Below are 24588 nucleotides of genomic sequence, written 5' to 3'. Positions count from 1 at the left end.
CGAAAAAAGGAGATGGTCGGCATGGCCGAGAGTCCGCCCCCGCAGATCGATTCGACGGTGCCGCACTCGGCCCGGGTGTGGAACTACTTCCTGGGCGGCAAGGACAACTATCCCGTCGACCGCGAAATGGGCGACGAGTACCAGCGGCTGTTCCCCGAGATCATCGACATCGCCCGGACCGACCGGGCGTTCCTCGGCCGCGCGGTCCGCCATCTGGCCGGCGAGGCCGGGGTGCGGCAGTTCCTCGACATCGGCACCGGCCTGCCGACCATGGACAACACGCACGAGGTCGCCCAGCGGGCGGTGCCCGCGTCGCGGATCGTGTACGTCGACAACGACCCGCTGGTGCTGGCGCACGCGCAGGCGCTGCTGACCAGCAGCGCGGAGGGCGCGTGCGACTACATCCACGCCGACCTGCGCGACCCCGAGGCGATCCTCGCGGCCGCCGCCGGGACGCTCGACCTCGACCGGCCGGTCGCGGTCATGCTGCTGGGGATCCTGCACTTCCTCCCCGACTTCGACGAGGCGCGCGGGATCGTGGCGCGGCTGCTGGACGCCGTCCCGCCGGGCAGCCACCTGGCGCTCACCCACGCCACGTTCGACCTGGGCGACCAGTCCGCGGCCGAGGCGAACGCCGACGCCCAGGACGCCTGGAACGAGCGCGCCACCGAGACCCTGACACCCCGGACGCGGGACCAGGTCCTCCGGTTCTTCGACGGGCTCGACCTGCTGGAACCCGGCCTGGTGTCGATGTCGCGGTGGCGTCCGGAGGCCCAGCCGTGGGGCGAGCCCGCCGAGGTGTCCGGCTTCTGCGGCGTCGGGCGCAAGCCCTAGGCGGCCCATTCGCGCCGGTCCGAGTTTTCATGCGGCGGGGCGCGTTCAGCCTGGTGAGAGCGGCCCGCCATGAAAGGCGGCGCCGGACGTTGACGAATCGAAGCGCTTCGATCAGCCTCCTGGACACCGGGACACCAAGGAGGCGCCATGCCCGCACGAAGATCGTCAACTGCCGCCGCCGCGGCGGCGTCGGCCGCGCTCGCGCTGGTCGCCGCCCTGGTCTCGGTGATCGCGGCCGTCGCTCCCCGCCCCGCCGCGGCGGCCGAGACCTACACCTGGCGGAACGTGCGGATCGACGGCGGCGGGTTCGTGCCCGGCATCGTCTTCAGCCGCAAGGAGAAGAACCTCGTCTACGCCCGCACCGACATCGGCGGCGCCTACCGGTGGGACCAGGCGAACGGGCGGTGGATCCCGCTGCTCGACTGGGCCGGCTGGGACGAGTGGGGCTACAACGGCGTGATCAGCCTTGCCGCCGACCCCGTGGACGCCGACCGCGTGTACGCGGCGGTCGGGATGTACACCAACGACTGGGATCCCAACAACGGCGCCGTGCTCCGCTCGGCCGACCGGGGCCGGACGTGGGACGTCGCGGAACTGCCGTTCAAACTGGGCGGCAACATGCCGGGGCGGGGCATGGGCGAACGGCTCGCCGTCGACCCCAATGACAACCGGGTGCTTTATCTGGGAACGCCGGAAGGCCACGGTCTCTGGCGCAGCACCGACAGGGGTGCGACCTGGGCGAAGGTGAACGGCTTCACCAATCCCGGCGACTATTCCGACGATCCGAGCGACACGACCGGTTACGGCAGTCACCGGCCCGGCGTCGTCTGGGTGACGTTCGACGAGAGCACGGGAACGTCCGGCACTCCCACCAGGACGATTTACGCGGGCGTCGCCGACAAGGAGAACACCGTCTACCGAAGTACGGACGCGGGCGCGACATGGGAGCGCCTACCGGGCCAGCCCACCGGATACATCGCGCACAAGGGCGTCCTGGACGCGTCCAATCACGTGCTTTACATCGCCACAAGCGACACGGCCGGTCCTTACAGCGGCGCGAAGGGCGATGTGTGGAAGTTCGACACGCAGTCGGGCGCGTGGACGCAGATCAGCCCTGTGCCGTCCAGCAGTTCCGACGACTATTTCGGCTACAGCGGCCTCACCGTCGACCGGCAGCACCCGGGGACGCTGATGGTGGCCACGCAGGTGTCCTGGTGGCCCGACATGATCATGTGGCGGAGCACCGACGGCGGCGCGACCTGGACGCGCATCTGGGACTGGACGAGCTACCCGAACCGCAACTTCCGCTACACCCAGGACGTCTCCTCGGTGCCCTGGCTGACGTTCGGGACGAACCCGGCGCCGCCCGAGGTCACCCCGAAGCTCGGCTGGATGAACGAGTCGGTGGAGATCGACCCGTTCGACTCCGACCGCCTGATGTACGGGACGGGCGCCACGATCTACGGCACCGGGAACCTCACTCGGTGGGACGCCGGCGGCAAGATCACGATCAAGCCGATGGTGAAGGGGCTGGAGGAGACCGCCGTCCTCGACCTGGTCAGCCCGCCGTCGGGCGCGCCGCTGGTCAGCGGGCTCGGCGACATCGGCGGGTTCCGGCACACCGATCTGGGCGCGGTGCCGTCGTCGATGTTCACCCAGCCCGTCTTCACCAGCACGACCAGCCTCGACTACGCCGAGGGCAACCCGAGCGTCATGGTGCGGGCGGGGAACTTCACCGACTCCGACCGCCCCGGTGACAGCCATGTCGCGTTCTCGACCGACGGCGGGGCCGACTGGTTCCAGGGCACCGAGCCGGGCGGCGTCAACAGCGGCGGCACGGTCGCGGCGGCGGCCGACGGCGGCCGGTTCGTGTGGGCGCCGGGCGACGCCGGGCAGCAGGTCGTGTACTCGGTCGGGTTCGGCACCTCCTGGAGCGCGTCGTCCGGCGTCCCGGCCAACGCGATCGTCGAGTCCGATCGGGTGAACGCGAGCAAGTTCTACGCGTTCTCCGGAGGACGGTTCTACGTCAGCACGAACGGCGGTCAGTCGTTCGCGGTGACGGCCGCCTCTGGGCTGCCGTCCAGCGGCGTCCACTTCAAGGCGCTGCCAGGCAAGGAGGGCGACATCTGGCTCGCCGGCGACACCGGGCTGTTCCACTCGACCGACTCCGGTGCGAGCTTCACCAAGGCCGGAAGCATCTCCAAGGCCGTGAACGTCGGGTTCGGCAAGGCCGCCCCAGGCGCGGACTACGCCGCGCTTTATCTGGTCGGGACGGTCAACGGCGTCACGGGCCTGTTCCGGTCGAACGACGCGGGCGGCACCTGGACGCGCATCAACGACGACCAGCACCAGTACGGCAACGCGGGCGAGGCCCTCACCGGTGACCCGCGCGTCTACGGCCGCGTGTACCTGGGCACGAACGGGCGCGGCATCATCTACGGCGACACGTCCGACACCACGCCGTCGAGCCCGCCGGTGACCAGCGACCCGCCGACCACCGACCCGCCCACCACGGACCCGCCGTCCGGCAGCGGCTGCACGGCCACCTACAAGACGACCAGCTCGTGGGGAGGCGGCTTCCAAGGCGAGGTCACCGTCAAGAACACCGGAACGGCCGCGACCAAGGCGTGGAAGGTGTCCTGGACGTTCGGCGGCGGCCAGTCGGTGTCCCAGTTCTGGGGCGCCAAGGTGACGCAGGCAGGTGCGTCGGTCACAGCGGCGAACGAGTCCTGGAACGGCTCGCTCGCGCCCGGGGCCGGTACGACGTTCGGGTTCATCGGCACCGGTTCGCCCGAGTCCGTCACTCCCGCCTGCAGCGGCGAGTGACATACGGGGGGCGGGACGGCCAGACGCGCTCCCGTCCCGCCCCCACCCGGGCCTACAGCGGACGCGGTCGGCCGCAGCGCCGCCGATGGCCTCTCAGCCTTCGCCCACGAGGGCCGCCTCGGCGGCCGGGGCGGCGGGCAGCCCGGGGAACGGGACGCCGAGCAGGCGCAGCAGCGGCGCGGCCTTGACCGCCGTCTCGGCGAACTCGTCGGCCGGGTCCGACAGCGCGGTGACGGCGCCGCCGATGCCGAACTCGACGCGTCCCGGCGTGGCGACGGCGGTGCGGATCACGATGCTGAAGTCGGCCGCCCCCGACAGCGAGAAGTAGCCGAGCGCGCCGGAGTACACGCCGCGCGGCCCCTCCTCCAGCCGGTCGATGATCCGCATGGTGCGGATCTTCGGCGCGCCCGTCATCGAGCCGCCGGGGAACGCCGCCCGCACGCACCGCACCGCCGACACGTCCGGGCGCAGCCGGGCCCGGACGGTGCTGACCAGCTGGTGGACGGTCGTGTAGCTCTCCACGGCGAACACCGGGTCGGCGGTGACCGACCCGGTCTCGGCGACTCCCCCGAGGTCGTGCCGGACGAGATCGACGATCATCAGGTTCTCCGCGCGGTCCTTCGCGCTCGCCGCGAGCTCGGCGCGCAGCCGCCGGTCCTCGGCCGGGTCGGGCGAGCGCGGCCGGGTGCCCTTGATCGGCTTGGACTCGGCCGCGCCGTCCGCCGAGACGCGCAGGAAGCGTTCGGGCGAGGCGCTGAGCACCGCCAGGTCGCCGAACCGCAGCAGCGCGCCGAACGGCACGGGATCGCTGCGCCGGAGGCGGCGGTAGAGGTCCCACGGGTCCGCGCGGACGGCGGCGGTGAGCATGTTGGTCAGGCAGACCTCGTAGGTCTCCCCGGCGATGATCTCCCGCCGGCATTCCGCGATCTTGCCGAGGTAGCGCGGGCGGTCGTGCCGCAGCACGATCGCGGACGGCGCCGCGACCGGGCCCGGCTCCTCCGGCGGGGCGAGGGCCGCCAGGCGGGGCTCCATGGCGTCCAGCCAGGCCCGCGCCTCGCGCTCATCTCCGGCCGGGCAGAGCGCCAGCAGGTGGACGGCGCCCTCCGCGTGGTCGAACGCCACGGCCCGGTCGGCGAAGACCATGGCGGCGTCGGGGTGCGGCGAGCGGTGCGCCCGCGCGCCGCCGGTCTCGGCCTTGAGCTCGTAGCCGAGGTAGCCCACCCAGCCGAGCGCGAACCCGAACGGCAGGTCCGGGACGTCGGCCGCGTGGGCGCGCAGGTCGGCGTCGAGCCAGTCGAAGAAGGACGCTCGCTGGACCCGTTCCCGCCCGCCCGCCGACTCGACCGTGAGGTCTCCGGTCTCCACGTCGAACGCGGCGAACCGGGCCAGCGGGCCGGAGGCGTCGCCCATGAACGAGAACCGTCCGCCGTGCTCGCCGGTGCGGCTGCTGTCCAGCCAGAACGCCCGGTCGGACGAGGCGAACAGCGCGCCGAACACGTCCTCGGCCACCGCCGGAGTGCCCAGCCGCCGCGCGATGACCCGGAAGGGCGCGGGCGGCGCCTCCACGGCAGCGGCCCGGCCCCGCACGGGCTTCACACCGACCCTCCCCGCTTGCGCCAGGAAGTTCGCGATGATGCGCCGCCCATGCTCCGTGCACACCGATTCCGGGTGGAACTGGACGCCCCAGATCGGCCGCCGGGTGTGCCGCACGGCCATCAGGACCCCGTCGGACGTCCAGGCGATCGGCTCCAGCACGGGCGGCAGGTCGTCCGCGACCAGCGAGTGGTACCGCACCGCCGTGAAGGGCGACGGCACGCCCCGGAACAGGGCGTCGCCGGTGTGCTCGACCGGCGAGGTCAGCCCGTGCCGGACCTCCGGGGCGGGCCGGACGCGCCCGCCGAAGTGGTGGCAGATCCCCTGGTGCCCGAGGCAGACGCCGAGGAGCGGGATCCGGGCGTGCTCGATCACGTCCGCGCAGATCCCGAAGTCGCCCGGCCGGTCCGGCGAGCCGGGGCCGGGCGAGATGACCACGGTGTCGAACGGGTCGAGCAGGTCCGCGCGCCAGGCCGCCTCGTCGTTGCGCAGCACGACGGGCTCGGCCCCCGCCTCGGCCACGTACTGGACGAGGTTGCCGGTGAACGAGTCGTAGTTGTCGATGATCAGGGTCCGCACCGACCGCGCCGCCTCCGCATTGATGTCCGGCCTGACCCGGTTACGCCGAAAACGGTACTCGACGCGCCCCGGACGTCCCCGCCCGAGGCCGCGCGTACGGAACGCGTGAAGGATGGCCGCATCCGCGTATGGATCGCGTCAAGAAGGGACGGATCTGGAGAAGCCCGGCGTTTCCTTCCACGTGACGCCACCAAGGGTGGGTGGTCTTCGACCTGGAAGGATAGGGGCATGGCCAGGGGGCAGCTCCGCGTCTACCTGGGGGCCGCCCCCGGCGTGGGGAAGACGTACGCGATGCTGGCGGAGGCGCGGCGGCGCCTCGACCGCGGCACCGACGTGGTCGTCGGCTACGTCGAGACGCACGACCGTCCGCGCACCGAGGCGCTGCTGGACGGCCTGGAGATCGTCCCGCGCCGGACGGTGATCTACCGGGGTGCCGCGTTCGCCGAGCTGGACGCCGCCGCGGTGATCGAACGCGCACCGGCGGTCGTGCTGGTCGACGAGCTGGCGCACACGAACCCGCCCGGCGCCGGGCACGCCAAGCGCTGGGAGGACGTCGAGCAGATCAGGGACGCGGGGATCGACGTCATCTCCACCGTGAACATCCAGCATCTGGAGTCGGTCAACGACGTCGTCGAGCAGATCACCGGGGTGGTGCAGCGGGAGACCGTCCCGGACGAGGTGGTCCGCCGCGCCGACCAGGTGGAGCTGGTCGACATGGCGCCGGAGGCGCTGCGGCGGCGGATGGCGCACGGCAACGTGTACCGGCCGGAGAAGGTGGACGCGGCCCTCTCGAACTACTTCCGGGTCGGCAACCTGACGGCGCTGCGGGAACTGGCGCTGCTGTGGCTGGCCGGCAAGGTGGACGACCAGCTCGACCGGTACCGCGCCGACCACGGCATCGGCGGGACGTGGGAGGCGCGCGAGCGGATCGTGGTCGCGCTGACCGGCGGCCCGGAGGGCGACGCGCTGCTGCGCCGCGCCACCCGCATCGCCGCCCGGTCCAAGGGCGCGGACCTGCTCGCCGTGCACGTCGCGCGCGGCGACGGCCTCGCCGGTGCGCGGCCTGGCGACCTGGCGCGCCAGCGGCAGGCCGTGGAGGGGCTCGGCGGCACCTACCACCAGGTGGTGGGCGACGACGTGCCGGGCGCGCTGCTGGACTTCGCGCGCGGCGCGAACGCGACGCAGCTGGTCCTGGGCGTGTCGCGGCGCGGGCGGTTCGCGCAGCTGCTGCGGCCGGGGGTCGGGGTGACGACGACGGCCCGGTCCGGCTCGATCGACGTGCACATGGTCACGCACGACCAGGCGCGGCGCGGCGTCGCCCGCCGGGGCCGCGCGGAGGGACTGCCTCTCAGCCGCCGCCTCGGCGGGTTCCTGCTGGCCCTCGCCGGGCTGCCGCTGCTGACGTTCGGGCTGCTGGCGGCCCGCCCGGCGATCTCGCTGCCGTCCGACATCCTGTTCTTCCTGGCGGCGGTGGTCGCGATCGCGCTGGTCGGCGGGATGCGGGCGGCGCTGTTCACGGCCGTCGCCGGGTTCCTGCTGCTCAACTGGTACTTCACCCCGCCCATCCACCGCTTCACCGTCGCCGCGGAGGAGAACCTGCTGGCGCTGGCGGTGTTCGTGCTGGTCGGGGTCGGGGTGAGCGTCGTCGTGGACCGCGCCGCGCGGCGCTCCCGGGAGGCCGCGCGGCTGGGCGCGGAGGCGGAGGTCCTGTCGACGCTGGCGGGGGACGTCCTGCGCGGCGAACACGCCCTGGACGCGGTCCTCGGCCGCCTCCGCGAGACGTTCGGCCTGACCTCGGTCACACTGCTGGAGCGCCCGTCCGGGGACGAGGGCTGGCGGATCGTCGCGACCGTCGGGGGCCGCCCCTGCGGGACGCCGGGCGACGGCGACGCCGAGATCCCGGTGGGGAACGATCTGACCCTCGCGATCCGGGGCCGTCCGATGCCCGCCGGGGACCGCCGCGTCCTGGAGGCGTTCGCGGTGCAGGCGGCGGGGGCGCTGCGGCAGCAGCGGCTGCGGGCCGAGGCGGAGAAGGCCCGCCCGCTGGAGGCCGCCGACAAGATGCGGACCGCGCTGCTCAACGCCGTCAGCCACGACCTGCGCACCCCCCTGGCCTCGGCGAAGGCCGCGGTCGACAGCCTCAGCACCACCTCGATCGCCTGGACGCAGGAGGAACGCGCCGAACTCCTCGACACCGCCCAGCTCTCCCTGGAGCGGCTGGACCGGCTCGTCGCGAACCTGCTCGACATGAGCCGCCTCCAAGCAGGCGTGCTCGGCATCGCCGCCCGCCCCCTGGCCCTGGACGAGATCGTGCCGCGCGCCCTCGACGACCTCGGCGGCGGCGACGTCACGGTCACGCTCGCCCCCGACCTCCCCGAGGTGTCGGCCGACCCGGCGCTGCTCGAACGCGTACTCGTCAACCTCATCGCCAACGCGCTGCGGCACAGCCCGCCCGGCGCGCCCGTCCTCATCACCGCCGGCGCCATCCTGGACCGCGTCGAACTGCGCATCGCCGACCGCGGCCCCGGCATTCCAGAGGGCGAACGGGAGCGGGCGTTCCTGCCGTTCCAGCGGCTCGGCGACCGCGACAACCACACCGGCGTGGGGCTCGGGCTCGCGCTGGCGCGCGGGCTCACCGAGGCGATGGGCGGCGAACTGATCCCCGAGGACACCCCGGGCGGCGGCCTCACGATGATCGTGTCGCTGCCCGCGCACCAGAAGGAGACCGCATGACGCGCGTGCTCGTCGTCGACGACGAACCCCAGCTCCTGCGGGCGCTGCGGATCAACCTGCGCGCCCGCGACTACGAGGTGGACGTCGCCGCCGACGGCACCACCGCGCTGCGCCGCGCCGGCTCCTGGCATCCCGACCTGGTCGTCCTCGACCTGGGGCTGCCCGACCTGGAGGGCATCGAGGTGATCCACGGGCTGCGCGGCTGGACCGAGGTCCCGATCATCGTCCTGTCGGGCCGGGCGGGCAGCCGCGACAAGGTCGAGGCACTGGAGGCCGGCGCCGACGACTACGTCACCAAGCCGTTCGACATCGAAGAACTGGTGGCCCGGATCCGCGCCGTGTCCCGCCGGATCCCGTCCGCGGAGGCGGTCGCCGAGGTCCAGGTCGGCGAGCACACGATCGACCTGGCCGCGAAGACGGTGTCGAACGGCGTGCACCTGACGCCCACCGAATGGCGGCTGCTGGACGTCCTGCTCCGCAACCCGGGCAAGCTCGTCGCCCAGCAACAACTCCTCACCACAGTCTGGGGCCCGACCTACAAGAGCGAGACGCACTACCTACGCCAGTACATGGCCCAACTACGCCGCAAACTGGAAACCGACCCGGCCCACCCCCGCCACCTCCTGACAGAACCAGGAATGGGCTACCGCTACCAGCCCTAACACGCAGGCCGCCGTCGGCCCCGCGACCTCCAGCACCAGGAGCGCCGCAGACCTCAGGTCGCCGCCGAAGTCGGGTCAGTGACCTTGTGTGCGGAGCCGGTGAAGAAGAACCCGCCATTCCTCCCTGGTGAGCTCCAAGGTCGGTCCGTTGCCGTGAAGCTTGGTGTCACGGACGCCAACGCTCCCATCGAACGCCCGGCCCACTTCGACGCAGTGGCCGTTGGGTTCGCTGTAGCGCGACTTACGCCAGTCGTGGAACTGCTTGCTCATGTTCCTGATCCTGTCTGGTCGGTGAGCCGGTTGGCCACCCCCGCGAGGAAGTCGATGCTGTCCCGGGTGGACAGGGCGGCCCTCCGGAGGCGGTCATAAATTCCGGTGTACCGCGCCACCTCTCCGTGCCGCGTAAGGACGAGGTCAGTGGTGACGGTATCTACGATCGCGATGGGCTGGTCGCCCGGTTCGGCGAACGTGTAGAGGTAGAACGACGACTTGGGGAGGAAGCCGCCAGGGATGCGGGCGTCGTGCATTAGCACGCGAACCGTGATCCGTTCTGCCTCCGAGACCGTTTGGACCATGTGCCGGAGCTGAGCGGCCATCACCTCGGCTGGTACCGCCAGCCGGCGAATCACCGACTCGTCCAGGATGGTCTCGTAGCTGGGTCCGCCCGCCCTGAGTAACTCATGCTGGCGCTGTTCACGCGCTTCGGTCATCCGGCCTGGTTCGTAGTCGAGCGTCTCCTGACTCTCGTCGAGGTTGACGAGGGCATCGATGAACGGACGGCACTGCAGAGCACCTGGCATGGCCGTCTGGTCGTAGGTGCGGACGGTGGCGGCGTTGTACTCCAGGTCCGCCGCGATCTTTTGGCGAGGGCCCATCGTCGCGCCGTAGCGGTCCCACCAGCCCTTCTGCGCGGCCTCGCGGGCGAGCCGGCAGATTCGGTCGTACTGGCTCCCGGTGATCCCAAGGGCGTCGAGGATGTCCATGATCTCTGTCAGGTCCGGCCGCCGCTGGGCGTTCTCCAGCCGGGAGATCTTCGCGCGGTTGTAGAACATGAGGCCGGCGAGACCATCGGCGGTGAGGCCACGGCTCTCGCGTAGTTTGCGGATCTCGTCCGCCAGTTGACGGCGGCGGACGTAGGGGCTCGGCATGGCCGTCCTCCCGAAATCGCGTCGGACACGATCCGTGCCGATCACCGATTCGGCACGGACGATCAGTGCCGAGTAATCGTACGGTCACCCACAGACAAAGACCTGTTCCGCACGTCGAAAACGAGCGCGGTCGCCGCTATCAGCACGCACGATTTCCGCACGTGCAACATTCACGCATCCGATTTGCCCCGGAAAACCCAATTCACAAAGCCCTCATGCCTCGATGTATCGGACATGCGAACGCACGGCCCGGCCGAGGCCCCAATCTCGAGCTTCCTCGTCCAGCGGCGCTTAACGCTGCTCGGCCGGCTCGTTCTGACGTGCCGCGAGCCACTGCCTGGTGTAGGCCGTCGCCTCATCGATGAACTGCTCCAGCCCCACCCGATCGAAGCCTGCCTCACCGACGAGGTACAGCAGGACGAAGACCTCGGCGTACAGGACGGCCCGCACTTCATCCGGCCCGCTGTCTTCGAGCGGCGGCGCACCGACGACACGGCGGATCATGTCCTCGGCCACGAGTGCGTTGATCAGCCCCGCTTCCTCTTCGGCCCTGATCCGCACGTCCGCCACGAGCCTGACGATCTCGCCCACCGTGTACGTCGGCGAGAACCTCCGCCGCACCGCCACACAGAACGCCCCGTAGAGCAGCGACATGTACCCGGCCGCCGTCTCGTCGTCCACCCGGATCTTCTCTTCCAGGGGCACCCACGCCTCCGGCCCTTCCAGCAGAAAGGACCGCAACGCCAGGATGTTCTCCTCGCGAATCTGAACGGCCGAGTAATCCATTACCCGAGCAGCTCGTCCGCGAGCGATCGAGCATGGTTCAAGAATGCGTCAAGTTCGGTCGAGGTGAACCGCTCCTCACCTACCAAAGCTGCGAGAAGGACGGTCTGATGGCCGAACCTCGTGTCTGGATCGGCGTCGACCATGGCACCTTTACCGAGCAAGTCGAGTATCATGCTCTCCGCGATCTGCGGCTTGATCAGCCTAGAGGATTCGTCGTCCGTTTCGCGCACCTGGGCAACGAAGTCAATCACCTCGGAATCGTCGGCGACTTTGCCATCTTTGACGAAGCGCCGCTCCGCCGCCTCGATGAAAGCGGCGGCGACCAATGCCGTGTAGTACACGTTGGCTTCATTGGAATCGAGCCGCTCCATCAATCTAAGGTGCTCCTCGCGGTTTCCCGCCAGTTGGGCGCGAAGCACCGCTACTTGCTCATCAGTTATCGGCACGTTCTCTCCTTCTTGCTCGTCGGGCAAGATTGACGATGGAGCGGACGACCTCGGTGACGACGATTGCCGCACCGACAGCGCCGACCACCGCATCGCCCGTCTTCGCACTCTGGTCGGACGGACTCATCCGATCACTGTCGGGACGTGCACCGCTTAGCTGACCCGTTGGTTGCACGCGCTCCAGGTTCTTCTGAGCTGTTTCGGAGTATGTGCTTGTCGCATCCTTGGCGTTATCTGCGTTATTGAGGAACCGGCGGAGGCTTTCGCGGCCGCGGGATGGATTATCGGGATCACTCTCCCGGTAATCACGGGAAGCGGGGTCGTCGTCGGGGTCGCGGAGTTCGCCGCGTCCGGCTTCGCCGCCTTGGGCTCCTGCGGGGTCGAGGTCTTCGCGGGTCGGGAGTTCTGCTGGTTCTGTTGTCTCGGGTTCGTTTCGTGCCAGTTCGGTGCCGGGTTGGCTGGTTTGTTCTCGTCCGTATCGGGGCTCGACGTGTACTTGGCCGCTGCTGTCGGTGTACACGTCGGAAAGAATCGGATTGGGGCCAGCCTCCGGGTTGTCCTCATTGGTCTCGTTCGGGTTCTGCTCGGCGCCGTCGTCTTCGGCTTTCTTACCACGGTCGCCGTCGTCTTCGGCCTGAGATTCTTGCGGCCCGTGATTCTCGGCGGTCTCGCCGGACGGGGAGGGCGGGTTGTCGGTGGTCTGCCGGCCGCCTGTTTCGCCATTCGGGGCCTCGCGGTCACCGGAAGGCTCTTGGGGCTCGGTGCCTTGCTCGGCGGGCTGCTCTTGGCGACGGTCGGCTGGGGACTCGCCGCCGGTTTCGGTGGACTGACCGGCCTCCATGCCGGGCCGCGCCCCATCCTGCCCGGCCTCCGCCTGCTCTTCGGCGGGAAGCGGGCGTTCCGAGTCTTGGCCTTGGCCGGTGGGCCGTTCGGCGACGGAACCGTCGTGCTGTCGAGGGACAGGCTGCTCGCTGCCTGCCTCCGCTGCTTCGGGTGGAGCTGCTGGGCCGTCATCGGTGTCCTCGTCCGCCGGTGACGGTGTCGGTTCGGGGGCTTCCGTCGGGACGGCATCGCGTTGCCTAGGTTCTGTGGTGCCGGGTGCGGTGTCCGTCTCGGCCTCTTGGGGACCGTTGTCCTGCTCGCCGGTGCCGTCGGTGCCCTGCGGTGTTCGGCTGTCGGCGGGTGGGGCGGCGCCCTGCCGTGGGAGCGGCTGCTGTTCCTGGTCTTGCGGACGTGGGGTCTCGGGCGTGCGGTTGCCGGTCTGCTCCCCGGAGGGCTCGGGCGCGGGGCTCGCGGCCTGTGTGTCTTGGGGCTTGTTCTGTTGCTGGTCTTGGCGGGTGCGGGCACGGCTTTCCAGGCGGGACATCTGGCCGGGCGAACCGGGATTGTCGGCCGGCAGGGTGTACTGCTGTGCGGGTGGCGCGGGCTTGTCGGCGGGCTCGGTGCGGGCGTCGGTCTCCCGTTCGGTGACCGGGGGCTGGGCACGCTCGCGGCTACCGGGAGTTGATCCGCCGGCCTGGGCGCCGCCGGTGTCGCGTGCGCGCGGTTGCTCGGTGGGTGGGCTGCTCTGGCCGGTCTCTGGTCTGCCTTGGGATCCCGTGCTCTCGGTTCCGCCGCCGGCCTTAGTGTCCGTGGTTTGGGCGGCGCCGGTGTCCTGGGCCTTGTTCTGCTCTTGGTCTTGGCGCGTGCGGGCGCGGCTTTCCAGACGGGACTGCTGGCCGGGTGATCCGGGGTTGTCGGGCGGTGGAGTGTAAGGGCGGTCCCCGGACGTCGGCCTGTCCGTGGTCTCGGTGCGGGTGCCGGTCCCGCCGGTGTCCTCCACGCCCACGCTGGCAGGCCCTTTCCACGAGGGGGCGCGAACCGGTCCGTGGCGACGGCTCGCGGGTCATGTCCCGTGACGCGCGGGGCCGACGTCCTGGGCGCAACCGGACCCTATGTAACCGTGCGCGTGCGGACTTTGCACGTACGGAAATCGGACGTGCTGGTGTCGTGCCTGCGTTCGGCTTTCCGTACATGAGGCGGGACCCGCGATTCGTCCCCGAGGGGTGCGTGTTCTGGGAGGGGTGTTGAGTCTGACGGGCGGCAATCAAGTGATGCGTCGCCCCACCCCTGACACAGCCCATCCCCGGCTCTGGACCGGGGATGGGCTGCCGACGCCAGGCCTAGCGGGCGGGGTACGCGTGGTCTAGGGCGAGGTTGAGCTTCAACACGTTCACGGTCGGTTCGCCCATGAAGCCGAGGGCGCGGCCGTTCGTGTTCTGCTGGACGAGCCGCTCGACCTGCGCGGCCGGGATGCCGCGCGCCTCGGCGACCCGCTTGAGTTGGAGGTCGGCGTAGGCCGGGGAGATGTGCGGGTCCAGGCCGCTGCCGCTCGCGGTGACGGCGTCCGGCGGGACGGCTGGGTCGGCCGGAGCGTTGCCCCTGATGGGGACGATCAGGCCCTTTGCGTAGTCCTCACCGAAGCGGGCCAGTTCGACGCGCACGCCCTTGTAGGACGCGACGAAAGGCGCCTTCACCGTGCCCTGCTCCTCGTTCACGCTGACGACGCGGGTCGGGTGCGGGACGGCCCCGTCCGTAGTGCGGTGGCCGAAGACGGCCAGTACCGCGCCGACGCCGCCGGGCGTGCAGAACGGGCGCGCCCCGCTCACCCCGTTGAACTCGCCGACTGCCTTGCTGCGCTCGCACACCTGGGTGAGGAGGCTCTGGGCGGCGTTCTCGTCCTCCTTGCCGGCGGCGACCAGCGCCTGGTCGGGCAGGGTGTCGACGACGTCCTCCGGGCCTAGGTTGCTCGCCCCCGAAGCCGTCGGGTCGTAGTCCCCGGCCGACGGACGGCTCTGGAAGTACTGCCGCAGCGGCTCGCCGTCCTTGCCGGTGAAGGACTGGCCGATCAGCGCGCTGCCGGCCGTCCGGCCGTCCGCCGAGACGAGGGAGCCGTCGGCGCGGTCGTTCAGGCCGGGGAGCCGTCCGGCCGCGTAGACCGCGAGGGGATAGGCGGCGCCGAGCAGGACGGTCAGCGCGAGCAGTGCCCGCACCGCCGCCAGATGCACCCGGAACCAGGCAGGAAACCGCATGTCACGACACCCCCGGAAGGAACTGGACGAACAGGTCGATGATCTTGATGCTGAGGAACGGGGCGACCAGGCCGCCGAGTCCGTAGACGCGCAGGTTGCGCGAGAGGAGCCTGGCCGCGCCGCCGGGACGGTAGGACACGCCGCGCAGGGCGAGCGGGATCAGCGCGACGATGATCAGTGCGTTGAACACGACCGCGGAGAGGATCGCCGACTCCGGGCTGTGCAGCCGCATGATGTTCAGCGCGTCCAGCCCGGGATACAGGCCCGCGAACAGCGCCGGGATGATCGCGAAGTACTTGGCGATGTCGTTGGCGATCGAGAACGTGGTCAGCGCGCCCCGCGTGATGAGCAGCTGCTTGCCGATCTCCACGATCTCGATCAGCTTGGTCGGGTCGGAGTCGAGGTCGACCATGTTGCCCGCCTCCTTGGCGGCGGACGTGCCGGTGTTCATCGCCACCCCGACGTCGGCCTGCGCGAGGGCGGGCGCGTCGTTGGTGCCGTCCCCGGTCATCGCGACGAGCCGGCCGCCGGCCTGCTCCCGCTTGATCAGCGCGAGCTTGTCCTCGGGGCGGGCCTCGGCAAGGAAGTCGTCCACGCCGGCCTCGTCGGCGATGGCCCGGGCGGTCAGCGGGTTGTCGCCGGTGATCATCACGGTGCGGATGCCCATCCGGCGCATCTCGTCGAACCGCTCGCGCATGCCCTCCTTCACGACGTCCTTCAGGTGGACGACGCCGAGGACGCGGGCCGCGCCGGCCGCGGCCTCGCCGACGACCAGCGGGGTGCCGCCGGACGCGGAGATGCCGTCCACGATCGAGGCCAGGTCGGACGGGACGGTCCCGCCGTTCTCGCGGACCCACTCGGCCACGGCTCCGGCTGCGCCCTTGCGCAGGTGCCGCTCCGGGACGCCGTCGAGGTCGACGCCGCTCATCCGGGTCTGCGCGCTGAACGGCACCCAGGTGGCGTGGGTCAGTTCGCCGGGCGTGCGCTCGCGCAGGCCGTAGCGCTCCTTGGCGAACACGACGACCGAGCGTCCCTCGGGCGTCTCGTCGGCCAGGCTGGACAGCTGGGCGGCGTCGGCCAGCGCGTCCTCGGCCACCCCGGCGACGGGGACGAAGGCCGCCGCCTGCCGGTTGCCGAGCGTGATCGTGCCGGTCTTGTCGAGCAGCAGCGTGCCGACGTCACCGGCGGCCTCGACCGCGCGGCCGCTCATCGCGAGGACGTTGCGCTGGACGAGCCGGTCCATGCCGGCGATGCCGATCGCCGACAGCAGCGCCCCGATCGTCGTCGGGATCAGGCAGACCAGCAGCGACACCAGCACGATGCCGGTCACGCCGTGCCCGCCGAGGGCGGGGCTGTCGGGGACGCCCGGGTTGACGTCCTTGGCGTAGATCGCCATCGGCTGGAGCGTCGCGACCGCAAGCAGGAACACGATGGTCAGCGCGGCGAGCAGGATGTTGAGCGCGATCTCGTTGGGCGTCTTCTGCCGGCTCGCGCCCTCCACCAGGGCGATCATCCGGTCCACGAACGACCGGCCGGGCTCCTGGGTGATCTCGACGACGATCCGGTCCGACAGCACCCGCGTCCCGCCGGTCACCGCGGAGCGGTCGCCGCCGGACTCGCGGATCACCGGCGCGGACTCGCCGGTGATGGCCGACTCGTCCACGCTCGCGATGCCCTCGACGACGTCGCCGTCCCCGGGGATGATCTCCCCGGCCTCGACGACGACCCGGTCGCCGCGGCGCAGTTCGGGCGCCGGGACATGCTCCTCGGACGTGCCGGTGAGGCGGCGCGCGACGACGTCGGTCTTGGCCTTGCGCAGCGAGTCGGCCTGGGCCTTGCCGCGGCCCTCCGCCACCGCCTCCGCCAGGTTCGCGAAGAGGACGGTCAGCCAGAGCCAGGCGACGATCAGCCAGCCGAACACGCTCGGGTCGAGGACGGCGAGGACGGTCGTCCACACCGCGCCCACCTCGACGATGAACATGACCGGGTTGCGCCACAGTGTGCGCGGGTCGAGCTTGCGGAACGCGTCCGGCAGCGACCTGGCCAGCTGCGCGGGGTCGAGCAGGCCGCGGGGCCTCCGCTCGGCGGGCCGCGGGGGCGCGGGTTCGATCGTCTGCGTCGTCATGAGCGGATCCCTTCGGCGAGCGGGCCGAGCGCGAGCGCGGGGAGGAAGGTCAGCGCGACCAGGACGACGGTGACGCCGACGACCATCCCGACGAACTGCGGGCGGTGGGTCGGCAGCGTCCCGGCCGACGCGGGGACGGCGCCCTGCCGCGCCAGCGACCCGGCCAGCGCGAGGACGAACACGATCGGCAGGAACCGGCCGAACGCCATGCACAGGCCGAGGGCGGTGTCGTAGAAGACGGTGTTCACGGTCAGCCCGGCGAACGCGGACCCGTTGTTGTTGGACGCCGACGTGAACGCGTACAGCACCTCGCTGAAGCCGTGCGGGCCGCCGTTGAGCATGCCGGCGCGCCCGTCCGGGGTCGCGATGGCGACCGCCGTCCCGGCCAGGACGAGGGCGGGCGTCGTCAGGAAGTACAGCGCGGCGAAGGTGATCTCGCGGCGGCCGATCTTCTTGCCGAGGTACTCGGGGGTGCGGCCGACCATGAGCCCGGCGACGAACACGGTGATGACGGCGAGGATCAGCATCCCGTACAGGCCGGAGCCGACGCCGCCGGGCGCGACCTCGCCCAGCATCATGTTGAGCATCGTCATCATGCCGCCGAGGCTCGTGTACGAGTCGTGGAAGGAGTCGACGGCGCCGGTCGAGGTCAGCGTGGTCGCGCCGGCGAACGTCGCCGAGTTCGCGACGCCGAACCGGGTCTCCACGCCTTCCATCGCCGCCCCGGCGGCGGTCGGCACGGTGCCGTGGTGCGCGAGTTGGAACGCGTTGACGAGCGAGACGCTGATGAGCGCGATCGTGCCCATAACGGCGAGGATCGCGTAGCCCTGCCGGTTCTGCCCGACGAGGCGGCCGAACGTCCGGCAGAGCGCGATCGGGATCAGCAGGATGAGGAAGATCTCCAGCCAGTTCGTCCAGGCCGCCGCGTTCTCGAACGGGTGCGCGGAGTTGGCGTTGTAGAAGCCGCCGCCGTTGGTGCCGAGGAGCTTGATGACCTCCTGGCTCGCGACCGGTCCGCCCGGGATGTGCTGCGTCGCCCCGGTGAGCGTCTCGGCGGTGTGGCCGCCGCTGAAGTTCTGCACCAGCCCGCCCGCGATCAGGAGCACCGCGCCGGCGAAGGCGATGGGCAGCAGGACGCGCAGGCAGGTGCGGGTCAGGTCGACCCAGAAGTTGCCGAGCCGGTCGGTCTTCTTCCGCGCGAACCCGCGGATCAGCGCGACCGCGACGGACATCCCGACGGCGGCGGACACGAAGTTCTGCACCGCGAGGCCCGCCATCTGCACCAGGTGGCCCATCGTCGCCTCACCGGAGTACGACTGCCAGTTGGTGTTGGTGACGAAGCTGACCGCGGTGTTCCACGCCTGGTCCGGCTTGACCGGCCCGAACCCGAGGCTGAGCAGCAGGTGGTTCTGCAAACGCTGCAACCCGTACAGGAAGAGGATTCCCGCCACGGAGAAGGCGAGCACGCTGCGGGCGTAGGCGCCCCAGGTCTGCTCGGCGTCCGGGTCGGCGCCCACGAGCCGGTAGGCGGCCCGCTCGGCCCTGCCGTGCTCCGGACGGCTGTAAACGCGGTACATGTAGTCGCCGAGCGGCCGGTAGACCACGGCCAGGGCGATGACCAGGGACCCGATGAAAAGGATCCCCGCGAGGGTCGTGTCCATTCAGAATCGCTCCGGGAAAAGCAGCGCCGCGACCAGGAAAAGGATCAGTGCCGCCGCGAGCCCGAGCCCGATGGCGTTCTCCGCGGTCACAGCTTCTCCACGCCCTTCACCAGCAGGCCGAGCAGGGCGAACACCGCCACTGTCAGCAGCACGAAGACCACGTCTTGCACGATCTGTGCCCCCATCGAATTCCCGGCGCGCGTTTCGGCCGGACGAATCCGACCATAGGGACGAATTGCCACCGGGCCGCCGTTCGCTACGCGATATTGACACCGCCGCGGCCGATCCTGACGCCGCCCTGACGACCCGCTGACGCCCCCGCCCGGCGGTGCGGGTTCAGGACCAGGTGAGGCGGTCGGCCAGGAGGGCCTGCTGGGCCGGGTTGGCGGTGAGCGCGAGGGCGCGGCGGTCGGCCGTGTGGGCGTCGCGGTACCGGCCGAGGTCGCGCAGGAGTTCGGCGCGGGTCGCGTGGTACAGGTGGTGGCCGTCCAGCGCCTTGGCGAGCGGGTCCAGCTCGGCAAGGGCGGCCTCGGGGCCCTGGACGTAGCGCAGCGCGATGGCGCGGTGGAGCCGGACGACCGGGGACCGCGTCATGCCCAGCAGCATGTCGTACAGCACCAGGATCTGCGTCCAGTCGGTGTCGTCCCAGGTGGGGGCCTCCGCATGGCACGCGACGATCGCCGCCTGCACCTGGTACGGGCCTGGCCGGCGCATCGCGGCGGCCCGCTCGATCAGCCGGATCCCCTCCTTGACCGCCTCGCGGTCCCATGCCGTCCGGTCCTGGTCGCGCAGCAGGACGAGGTGCCCGGCGGCGTCGAAGCGGGCGGGCGTGCGGGCCTGGTGCAGCCTGATCAGGGCGAGCAGGCCGAGCACCTCCGGCCGGCGCGGCATCAGCCAGGCGAGGCTCTCGGCGAGCCACTGCGCGTCGTCGGCCAGGTCGCGGGCGTGCGGACGGTCGCCGCCGCTCGTCAGGTACCCCTCGTTGAACAGCAGGTACACGACGGCGAGGACCTGGGCGAGGCGCTCGTCCAGCTCGCCGTCCGGCGGGATCCGGTACGGGATGCGCGCGTCGGTGATCTTGCGCTTGGCGCGGGTGATGCGCTGCGCGACCGTCGTCTCCGGGACGAGGAACGCGGCGGCGATCTGCCCGGTCGTCAGCCCGCACACCGTGCGCAGGGTGAGCGCGACCTGCGCGGGCACCGGCAGCGCGGGGTGGCAGCAGGTGAAGACCAGCTTGAGCCGGTCGTCGGGCTCGCCGGGCACCGGCCACTGGAGCAGGGCGAGCTTCTCCCGGTAGGTGGCCTGGCGGCGCAGCAGGTCGATGCCGCGGCGGCGGGCCGTGGTGAGCAGCCAGGCGTCCGGGTGCTCGGGGATGCCCTCGGCGGGCCAGCGCTTCAGCGCGGTCTCCAGGGCGTCCTGCATGACGTCCTCGGCGGCGGAGAAGTCGCCGAGGGTCCGGATGAGGGACGCCGTGAGCCGGCCCGCGTGCTCGCGCAGCACGCGGGTCAGCTCGGCGTTCACCCTCTCGGTCACGCGGCGCCCGTCACGTGAGCGGGCGAACCTCGACGATGGGGCACGCGGGCCACGAGCGGGCGATGGCCAGGGCCTCGTCCAGGTCGCCGACCTCCACCTCGGCGTAGCCGCTGACGACCTCCTTGCCCTCGACGAACGGGCCGTCGGTGAGCATCGGCTCGGGGCCGTCCAGGCGCAGGGTGGTGGCGGTGTGCGCGGGCTGGAGGTGCCCGTGGTGGGTGATCTGCGCGGCGTGCCGCGCGAACCACTGGGCGACCTGCTCGTAGGACGCCTGGCGCTCGTCGTCGCTCATGGCGGCGAGCTCCTTGGCGAACTCCTCGGTCTCGACGAACATCAGCACGTACTTCATCGGTCTTCCTCCTCAGCTCGCGGGCAGCGGCGCGTACAGGTCGATGCCGTTGCCGTCCGGGTCGAGGACGGTCGCGTAGCGCATGCCCCAGAACGCGTCCCACGGCTCCTTGGCTCCGGTGTACCCCGCTTCGGTCAGCTCGGTGTACTTGGCGTCGACGTCCGCCGGGGACCCGGCCTGGAAGGCGAGGAAGTTGCGCGGGCTTCCGGACGGCTTCGTCCACCCGTCGACGGTCGGCCCGCGGAAGTCCTCGGCGTCGAGCATCAGGTGCAGCCCGCCGGGCAGGTCGCAGCCCGCGTGGCCGGGGTAGGCGGCGTCGGTCTTGAACTCGACGCCGAGCCGCCGGTAGAAGGCGATGGCGGCGTCCATGTCGGACACCACGATGTCGATCGTGTTCATCGTCAGGTCCATGACACGCTCCTTCGGGACGCCCCGGACCCGGGGCGGTCGGTGTTGTCGTCACCCCCTAGACGATCGGCGGACGCCCCGATCAGACACCCCCCGCGAAAATCATGGTTTCCGCGGGCATGCCGTGCCGCAAGGCAGAATTCGGATGTGGCCACTAAATGCCCGTGCGGCTCCGGCGCCCGGTACCGGGACTGCTGCGGCCGGTTGCACCGGGGTGAGGGATCGGCGGAGACCGCCGGGGAGCTGATGCGGTCGCGGTTCAGCGCGTTCGCCGTCGAGGACGAGGCGTACCTGCTGCGGACGTGGCATCCGGCGACCCGCCCGGAGCGGATCGGCTTCGACGGCGGCACCCGCTGGACGCGGCTCGACATCGTCCGGGAGGAGGACGGCGGCCCGGCGGACGCCAAGGGCGTCGTCGAGTTCCGCGCCCACTACCTGGCGGACGGGCGGCCCGGCGAGATGCACGAGGTCAGCCGGTTCGTCCGCCGGGACGGCGGGTGGGTCTACGTCCGCGGCAAGATCATCGAACCGGGCGGCTAGGCCCGGTTCCACTCCGGGACGGTGCCGGGGTCGTGCCGGCAGAAGTCGGGGGCGCCTTCGAGGGCCTTCTCCTCGCCGCCCGGCGTGTACGTCACGATGAGGCGCAGCGGCCGCCACGTCGTGTTGTACGTGGAGTGCCAGACGCCCTTCGGGATGTGGACGGCGTCGCCCTCGCCGATCGGGAAGGGCTCGCCGTCGTCCACCATCTGCGTCGCCTCGCCGGAGATCACGTAGATGACCTCCTCGGCACCGGGGTGGTTGTGCCGCGCGTGGCCCTTGCCCGGGTTGACGATCACCTCGCCCAGCGTGCTGCTCGCGCCCTCGACGCTCGACGGGGTGACGAACCACTTGATGGAACCCCAGTCGAACGACATCGTCGCCACGTCATCGGGACCGACTCGCATTCACAGCTCCAGGTTCTTGAAGGCGGCGACCTGCTCGGTGATGGCCCGCTCGGTCGGCAGGCGTTCGACGGAGGACGCGCCGAAGAAGCCGACGACCCCCTCCGTGTGCGACAGGACGTAGGAGGCGTCCTCGGGTTCGGCGATCGGGCCGCCGTGGCAGAGGACGACGATGTCGGGGCGGACGGCGAACGCGGCGTCCCGCATGGCCTGCACCCGCTCGACCGCCTCGTCCAGCGTCAGCGCGGTGCCCGCGCCGATGCTGCCCTTGGTGGTGAGCCCGACGTGCGGGACGAGGACGTCCGCGCCGGCCTCCGCCATGGCGCGCGCCTGGTCCTCGTCGAAGACGTACGGGGCGGTGACCAGGCCGCGCTCGTGCGCGAGCCGCACCATCTCGACCTCCAGGGCGTACCCCATGCCGGTCTCTTCGAGGTTCTGCCGGAACACGCCGTCGTAGAGGCCGACCGTGGGGAAGTTCTGGACGCCGGCGAACCCCATCGCCTTCAGCTGGTCGAGGAAGACGGGCATGACCCGGAAGGGGTCGGTGCCGCACACCCCGGCCAGGACGGGGGTGCTCTTCACGACCGGCAGCACCTCCGACGCCATCTCCACGACGATCTGGTTGGCGTCCCCGTAGGGCAGCAGCCCGGCCAGCGAGCCGCGCCCGGCCATCCGGTACCGGCCGGAGTTGTAGATGATGATCAGGTCGACGCCGCCGGCCTCCGCGCACTTGGCGGACAGCCCGGTGCCCGCCCCGGCGCCGATGATCGGCTTGCCCTCGGCGGTGGCGTTGCGCAGCCGGAACAGGACCGTGTCGCGGTTCACCGCGCCCCCTCGGTGATCAGCCGGTGCAGCCGGTCGGCCATCGCGCGGCCGAACGCCGGGTCGTTGATGTTCATGTCGAGCCTTTCCGTCTCCACGGCGCCCTCCATGGCCGCGAAGCACGCCTCGTCCGCCTCCGGGTCGTGGAAGGGCATCCCCGGCGCGTCCAGCGCCGACACGCCCCGGAGGGGCAGGAAGAGCACGGCCGGGCCGGTGGCCGCGGCGAGCTTGCCCGCGACCCGCCGCCCGAGTTCGGCCATCTCGTCCCGCGTCGTCCGCATCAGCGTCACGGTCGGGTTGTGGACGTAGAGGTTGCGGCCCTCGAAGCGCTCCGGGACCGTCGCGAGCGGCCCGAAGTTGACCATGTCGAGCGCGCCCGGCGCCACGACCTGCGGGACGCCCGCCCGGCCCGCCGCCGTGAGCCGCTCGGGACCGGCCGACAGGACGCCGCCGACCAGGTCGTCCGCGAGTTCGGTCGTCGTGAGGTCCAGGACGCCGGCCAGGAGCCCGCTCTCGGCGAGCCCTTCGAGGGCCTGCCCGCCGGCGCCGGTCGCGTGGAAGACGAGCACCTCGTAGCCCAGCTCGTCCAGCCGCTCCCGCGCCGCCTCGACGGCCGGCGTGGTGACCCCGAACATGGACGCCCCGACCAGCGGCCGGTCGTCCATGACCGGGGCGGGCGCCGCGTACGCCTTCGCCATCCCGGCCGCCGCTGCCGCTGCGTTCCCGAGGACGAGCCGCGACACCCGGTTCACGCCCGCGATGTCGACGACGCTGTACATCATCGCCACGTCCTTGGCCCCGACGTAGGGCGCGACGTCCCCGGCCGCCATCGTGGACACGATCAGCTTGGGCACGCCGATGGGCAGGTCGCGGACGGCCCTCGCGGCGATCGACGACCCGCCGCTTCCGCCCACGGCGAGCACGGCGTCGACCCGCTCCAGCCCGGCGAGGACGGCCGCCGCGCCCTCCCCCATCGCGGTGACGGCGGCTCCGCGGTCCCCGGCGTCGCGCAGCGCCTGGAGGGACGCGCCCCCGGCCTCCGCGACCTCCTCGGCGGGGACGTCGGCCTCCGTCTGCGGCGGCCCGACCCCCGCGTCCACGAGGACCACGTCGCAGTCCAGCCGGCGCAGCCGCTCGCGCAGCCACGCGTACTCGTCCCCCTTGGTGTCGAGCGTTCCCACCAGAACCACGGTCGCCATGAACGATCACTTCCCACCCGGTCGTCCCCCCAACCGGCGCAACGTCCGGGCAACGGATCAGCTGCGATCATTTCGCCAGGAACGCCTACAAAACGATCATCTACGTCGTAAGCCGGAGCAACCGTGACCAGACCCGCATATCTCCGCATCGCCGATGACCTGCGCCAGCAGATCGTCGACGGCCGCCTGGTCCCGGGCGACCGGGTCCCCTCCCGGTACAAGCTCGCGGGCGAGCACGGCGTCTCCGACCGGGTGGCCGTGGAGGCCGTCCGGCTGCTGGTGTCCGAGGGGTACGTGGTGTCGCGGTCGGGAAGCGGCACGTACGTGCGGCGGCGCCCGCAGGTGCGGCGCCTCACGAGCAGCTGGTACCGCGCCAACGGCGGCCGGGCGGGCTCCCCGTTCCGCGCGGACATGGAGGCGCAGGGCCACGCGGGAACGTGGCTGTCGGTCTCGGAGACGGACAAGGCGTCGCCGGACGTGGCCGAACGCCTCCGCATCCCCGTGGGAGAGCCGGTGATGGTGACGCGCTACACCTTCTTCGCCGGCGCCCAGCCCGTCATGCTGTCCACGTCCTGGGAGCCGCTCGACCTGACGTGGGGCACACCGGTGATGATGCCGGAGGAGGGTCCGCAGGCCGGGGCGGGGGTGGTCGCGCGGATGCGGGCCATCGGGCGGGACGTGGCGCAGGCCACCGAGGTCGTCACGGCGCGGACCGTCCTCACGGGCGAGGCCGAGCGGCTCCGCGCGCCGATGGGGTCCATCGTGATGGTGATCCGGCGCACCTACACCGGCGACCGGCCCGTCGAAACGGCCGACATCGTCGTCCCCGCCGACCGCTACGAACTCTCGTACACCGTGCCCGTGGAGTGACC

At 71.4% G+C, this 24588-nt stretch carries 22 protein-coding genes; 6 read left to right on the top strand and 16 right to left on the bottom strand.

Annotated features, from left to right (window positions below):
- Window positions 1-12 precede the first annotated feature (12 nt).
- Together HUT06_RS07645 and HUT06_RS07640 are read left to right on the top strand one after the other, a co-directional pair.
- Window positions 13-834: an SAM-dependent methyltransferase gene (locus tag HUT06_RS07645; RefSeq protein ID WP_217711239.1), complete on the top strand. Its 822-nt coding sequence runs from the start codon at window positions 13-15 to the stop codon at window positions 832-834.
- Window positions 835-981: 147 nt separating this feature from the next.
- A complete protein-coding gene (locus HUT06_RS07640; RefSeq protein WP_176195069.1) occupies window positions 982-3660 on the top strand; it encodes a cellulose binding domain-containing protein in 2679 nt (892 codons plus the stop codon).
- A 93-nt stretch (window positions 3661-3753) separates the two neighbouring features.
- On the opposite strand, the gene pabB is transcribed toward HUT06_RS07640, so the two are convergent.
- Entirely contained in the window at window positions 3754-5832 is a 2079-nt protein-coding gene (pabB, locus tag HUT06_RS07635; RefSeq protein ID WP_176195068.1) for an aminodeoxychorismate synthase component I, read from the bottom strand.
- Between the two features lie 228 nt (window positions 5833-6060).
- On the opposite strand from pabB, the gene HUT06_RS07630 reads away from it, so the two are divergent.
- Both HUT06_RS07630 and HUT06_RS07625 read left to right on the top strand, forming a co-directional pair.
- Window positions 6061-8565, top strand: a complete 2505-nt coding sequence (locus HUT06_RS07630; RefSeq protein WP_176195067.1) for a DUF4118 domain-containing protein — start codon at window positions 6061-6063, stop codon at window positions 8563-8565.
- A complete protein-coding gene (locus HUT06_RS07625) occupies window positions 8562-9227 on the top strand; it encodes a response regulator (RefSeq protein WP_176195066.1) in 666 nt (221 codons plus the stop codon). The genes HUT06_RS07630 and HUT06_RS07625 overlap by 4 nt, the downstream gene beginning before the upstream one ends.
- 75 nt (window positions 9228-9302) lie before the next feature.
- Here HUT06_RS07625 and HUT06_RS07620 read toward each other — a convergent pair whose 3' ends face one another.
- From HUT06_RS07620 to HUT06_RS07560, 12 genes are all read right to left on the bottom strand, one after another.
- The gene (locus HUT06_RS07620; RefSeq protein ID WP_176195065.1) at window positions 9303-9497 is read right to left on the bottom strand and encodes a DUF397 domain-containing protein; all 195 of its coding nucleotides are present in this window, start codon (window positions 9495-9497) and stop codon (window positions 9303-9305) included.
- Window positions 9494-10375 (bottom strand): helix-turn-helix transcriptional regulator, encoded by an 882-nt coding sequence (locus tag HUT06_RS07615; protein ID WP_176195064.1) that lies wholly within the window; start codon window positions 10373-10375, stop codon window positions 9494-9496. The genes HUT06_RS07620 and HUT06_RS07615 overlap by 4 nt, the downstream gene beginning before the upstream one ends.
- 291 nt (window positions 10376-10666) lie before the next feature.
- Window positions 10667-11161: a hypothetical protein gene (locus HUT06_RS07610; protein ID WP_176195063.1), complete on the bottom strand. Its 495-nt coding sequence runs from the start codon at window positions 11159-11161 to the stop codon at window positions 10667-10669.
- The gene (locus HUT06_RS07605) at window positions 11161-11607 is read right to left on the bottom strand and encodes a hypothetical protein (RefSeq protein WP_176195062.1); all 447 of its coding nucleotides are present in this window, start codon (window positions 11605-11607) and stop codon (window positions 11161-11163) included. The genes HUT06_RS07610 and HUT06_RS07605 overlap by 1 nt, the downstream gene beginning before the upstream one ends.
- Window positions 11594-13435, bottom strand: coding sequence for a hypothetical protein (locus HUT06_RS07600; RefSeq protein ID WP_176195061.1), 1842 nt, complete (start codon window positions 13433-13435; stop codon window positions 11594-11596). The genes HUT06_RS07605 and HUT06_RS07600 overlap by 14 nt, the downstream gene beginning before the upstream one ends.
- Window positions 13436-13769: 334 nt before the next feature.
- Window positions 13770-14678, bottom strand: coding sequence for a potassium-transporting ATPase subunit C (locus tag HUT06_RS07595; protein WP_176195060.1), 909 nt, complete (start codon window positions 14676-14678; stop codon window positions 13770-13772).
- 1 nt (window position 14679) lies between these two features.
- Window positions 14680-16803, bottom strand: coding sequence for a potassium-transporting ATPase subunit KdpB (kdpB, locus tag HUT06_RS07590; protein ID WP_176195059.1), 2124 nt, complete (start codon window positions 16801-16803; stop codon window positions 14680-14682).
- The gene (kdpA, locus tag HUT06_RS07585; protein ID WP_176195058.1) at window positions 16800-18464 is read right to left on the bottom strand and encodes a potassium-transporting ATPase subunit KdpA; all 1665 of its coding nucleotides are present in this window, start codon (window positions 18462-18464) and stop codon (window positions 16800-16802) included. The genes kdpB and kdpA overlap by 4 nt, the downstream gene beginning before the upstream one ends.
- Entirely contained in the window at window positions 18465-18554 is a 90-nt protein-coding gene (locus HUT06_RS07580) for a potassium-transporting ATPase subunit F (RefSeq protein WP_176195057.1), read from the bottom strand.
- Window positions 18555-18800: 246 nt separating this feature from the next.
- Window positions 18801-19997, bottom strand: coding sequence for an RNA polymerase sigma factor (locus tag HUT06_RS07570; RefSeq protein WP_176195055.1), 1197 nt, complete (start codon window positions 19995-19997; stop codon window positions 18801-18803).
- Window positions 19998-20007: 10 nt separating this feature from the next.
- Entirely contained in the window at window positions 20008-20346 is a 339-nt protein-coding gene (locus HUT06_RS07565; RefSeq protein WP_176195054.1) for a YciI family protein, read from the bottom strand.
- 12 nt (window positions 20347-20358) lie between these two features.
- On the bottom strand, window positions 20359-20757 hold the full coding sequence (locus tag HUT06_RS07560; RefSeq protein WP_176195053.1) for a VOC family protein: 399 nt from the start codon (window positions 20755-20757) through the stop codon (window positions 20359-20361).
- A gap of 144 nt (window positions 20758-20901) precedes the next feature.
- On the opposite strand from HUT06_RS07560, the gene HUT06_RS07555 reads away from it, so the two are divergent.
- Entirely contained in the window at window positions 20902-21294 is a 393-nt protein-coding gene (locus HUT06_RS07555) for a YchJ family protein (RefSeq protein ID WP_254715036.1), read from the top strand.
- Here the strand turns inward: HUT06_RS07555 and HUT06_RS07550 are convergent.
- From HUT06_RS07550 to HUT06_RS07540, 3 genes are read right to left on the bottom strand one after another with little or no spacing between them, the layout of a single operon-like run.
- A complete protein-coding gene (locus tag HUT06_RS07550; RefSeq protein ID WP_176195052.1) occupies window positions 21291-21698 on the bottom strand; it encodes a cupin domain-containing protein in 408 nt (135 codons plus the stop codon). The two genes, HUT06_RS07555 and HUT06_RS07550, sit on opposite strands and share 4 nt — an antisense overlap.
- Window positions 21699-22520, bottom strand: a complete 822-nt coding sequence (locus HUT06_RS07545; protein ID WP_176195051.1) for a phosphoenolpyruvate hydrolase family protein — start codon at window positions 22518-22520, stop codon at window positions 21699-21701. It abuts the gene before it with no gap.
- Window positions 22517-23716: a Tm-1-like ATP-binding domain-containing protein gene (locus HUT06_RS07540; RefSeq protein WP_176195050.1), complete on the bottom strand. Its 1200-nt coding sequence runs from the start codon at window positions 23714-23716 to the stop codon at window positions 22517-22519. Before HUT06_RS07540 ends, HUT06_RS07545 begins: the two co-directional genes overlap by 4 nt.
- A 123-nt stretch (window positions 23717-23839) precedes the next feature.
- On the opposite strand from HUT06_RS07540, the gene HUT06_RS07535 reads away from it, so the two are divergent.
- Window positions 23840-24586: a GntR family transcriptional regulator gene (locus HUT06_RS07535; protein ID WP_176195049.1), complete on the top strand. Its 747-nt coding sequence runs from the start codon at window positions 23840-23842 to the stop codon at window positions 24584-24586.
- Window positions 24587-24588 lie beyond the last annotated feature (2 nt).

Origin of the sequence: Actinomadura sp. NAK00032, assembly GCF_013364275.1 — a bacterium.
Classification (GTDB): Bacteria; Actinomycetota; Actinomycetes; order Streptosporangiales; family Streptosporangiaceae; genus Spirillospora.
The sequence above is the reverse complement of the archived record's forward strand: the minus strand, read 5'-3'. Positions and strand labels throughout refer to the sequence as shown.

Coding starts and splice junctions, on each gene's coding strand:
- HUT06_RS07645 (WP_217711239.1), top strand. CDS start 13: ATGGTCGGCATGGCCGAGAGTCCGCCCCCGCAGATCGATTCGACGGTG.
- HUT06_RS07640 (WP_176195069.1), top strand. CDS start 982: ATGCCCGCACGAAGATCGTCAACTGCCGCCGCCGCGGCGGCGTCGGCC.
- HUT06_RS07630 (WP_176195067.1), top strand. CDS start 6,061: ATGGCCAGGGGGCAGCTCCGCGTCTACCTGGGGGCCGCCCCCGGCGTG.
- HUT06_RS07625 (WP_176195066.1), top strand. CDS start 8,562: ATGACGCGCGTGCTCGTCGTCGACGACGAACCCCAGCTCCTGCGGGCG.
- HUT06_RS07620 (WP_176195065.1), bottom strand. CDS start 9,497: ATGAGCAAGCAGTTCCACGACTGGCGTAAGTCGCGCTACAGCGAACCC.
- HUT06_RS07615 (WP_176195064.1), bottom strand. CDS start 10,375: ATGCCGAGCCCCTACGTCCGCCGCCGTCAACTGGCGGACGAGATCCGC.
- HUT06_RS07610 (WP_176195063.1), bottom strand. CDS start 11,161: ATGGATTACTCGGCCGTTCAGATTCGCGAGGAGAACATCCTGGCGTTG.
- HUT06_RS07595 (WP_176195060.1), bottom strand. CDS start 14,678: ATGCGGTTTCCTGCCTGGTTCCGGGTGCATCTGGCGGCGGTGCGGGCA.
- kdpB (WP_176195059.1), bottom strand. CDS start 16,803: ATGACGACGCAGACGATCGAACCCGCGCCCCCGCGGCCCGCCGAGCGG.
- kdpA (WP_176195058.1), bottom strand. CDS start 18,464: ATGGACACGACCCTCGCGGGGATCCTTTTCATCGGGTCCCTGGTCATC.
- HUT06_RS07565 (WP_176195054.1), bottom strand. CDS start 20,346: ATGAAGTACGTGCTGATGTTCGTCGAGACCGAGGAGTTCGCCAAGGAG.
- HUT06_RS07560 (WP_176195053.1), bottom strand. CDS start 20,757: ATGGACCTGACGATGAACACGATCGACATCGTGGTGTCCGACATGGAC.
- HUT06_RS07550 (WP_176195052.1), bottom strand. CDS start 21,698: ATGCGAGTCGGTCCCGATGACGTGGCGACGATGTCGTTCGACTGGGGT.
- HUT06_RS07540 (WP_176195050.1), bottom strand. CDS start 23,716: ATGGCGACCGTGGTTCTGGTGGGAACGCTCGACACCAAGGGGGACGAG.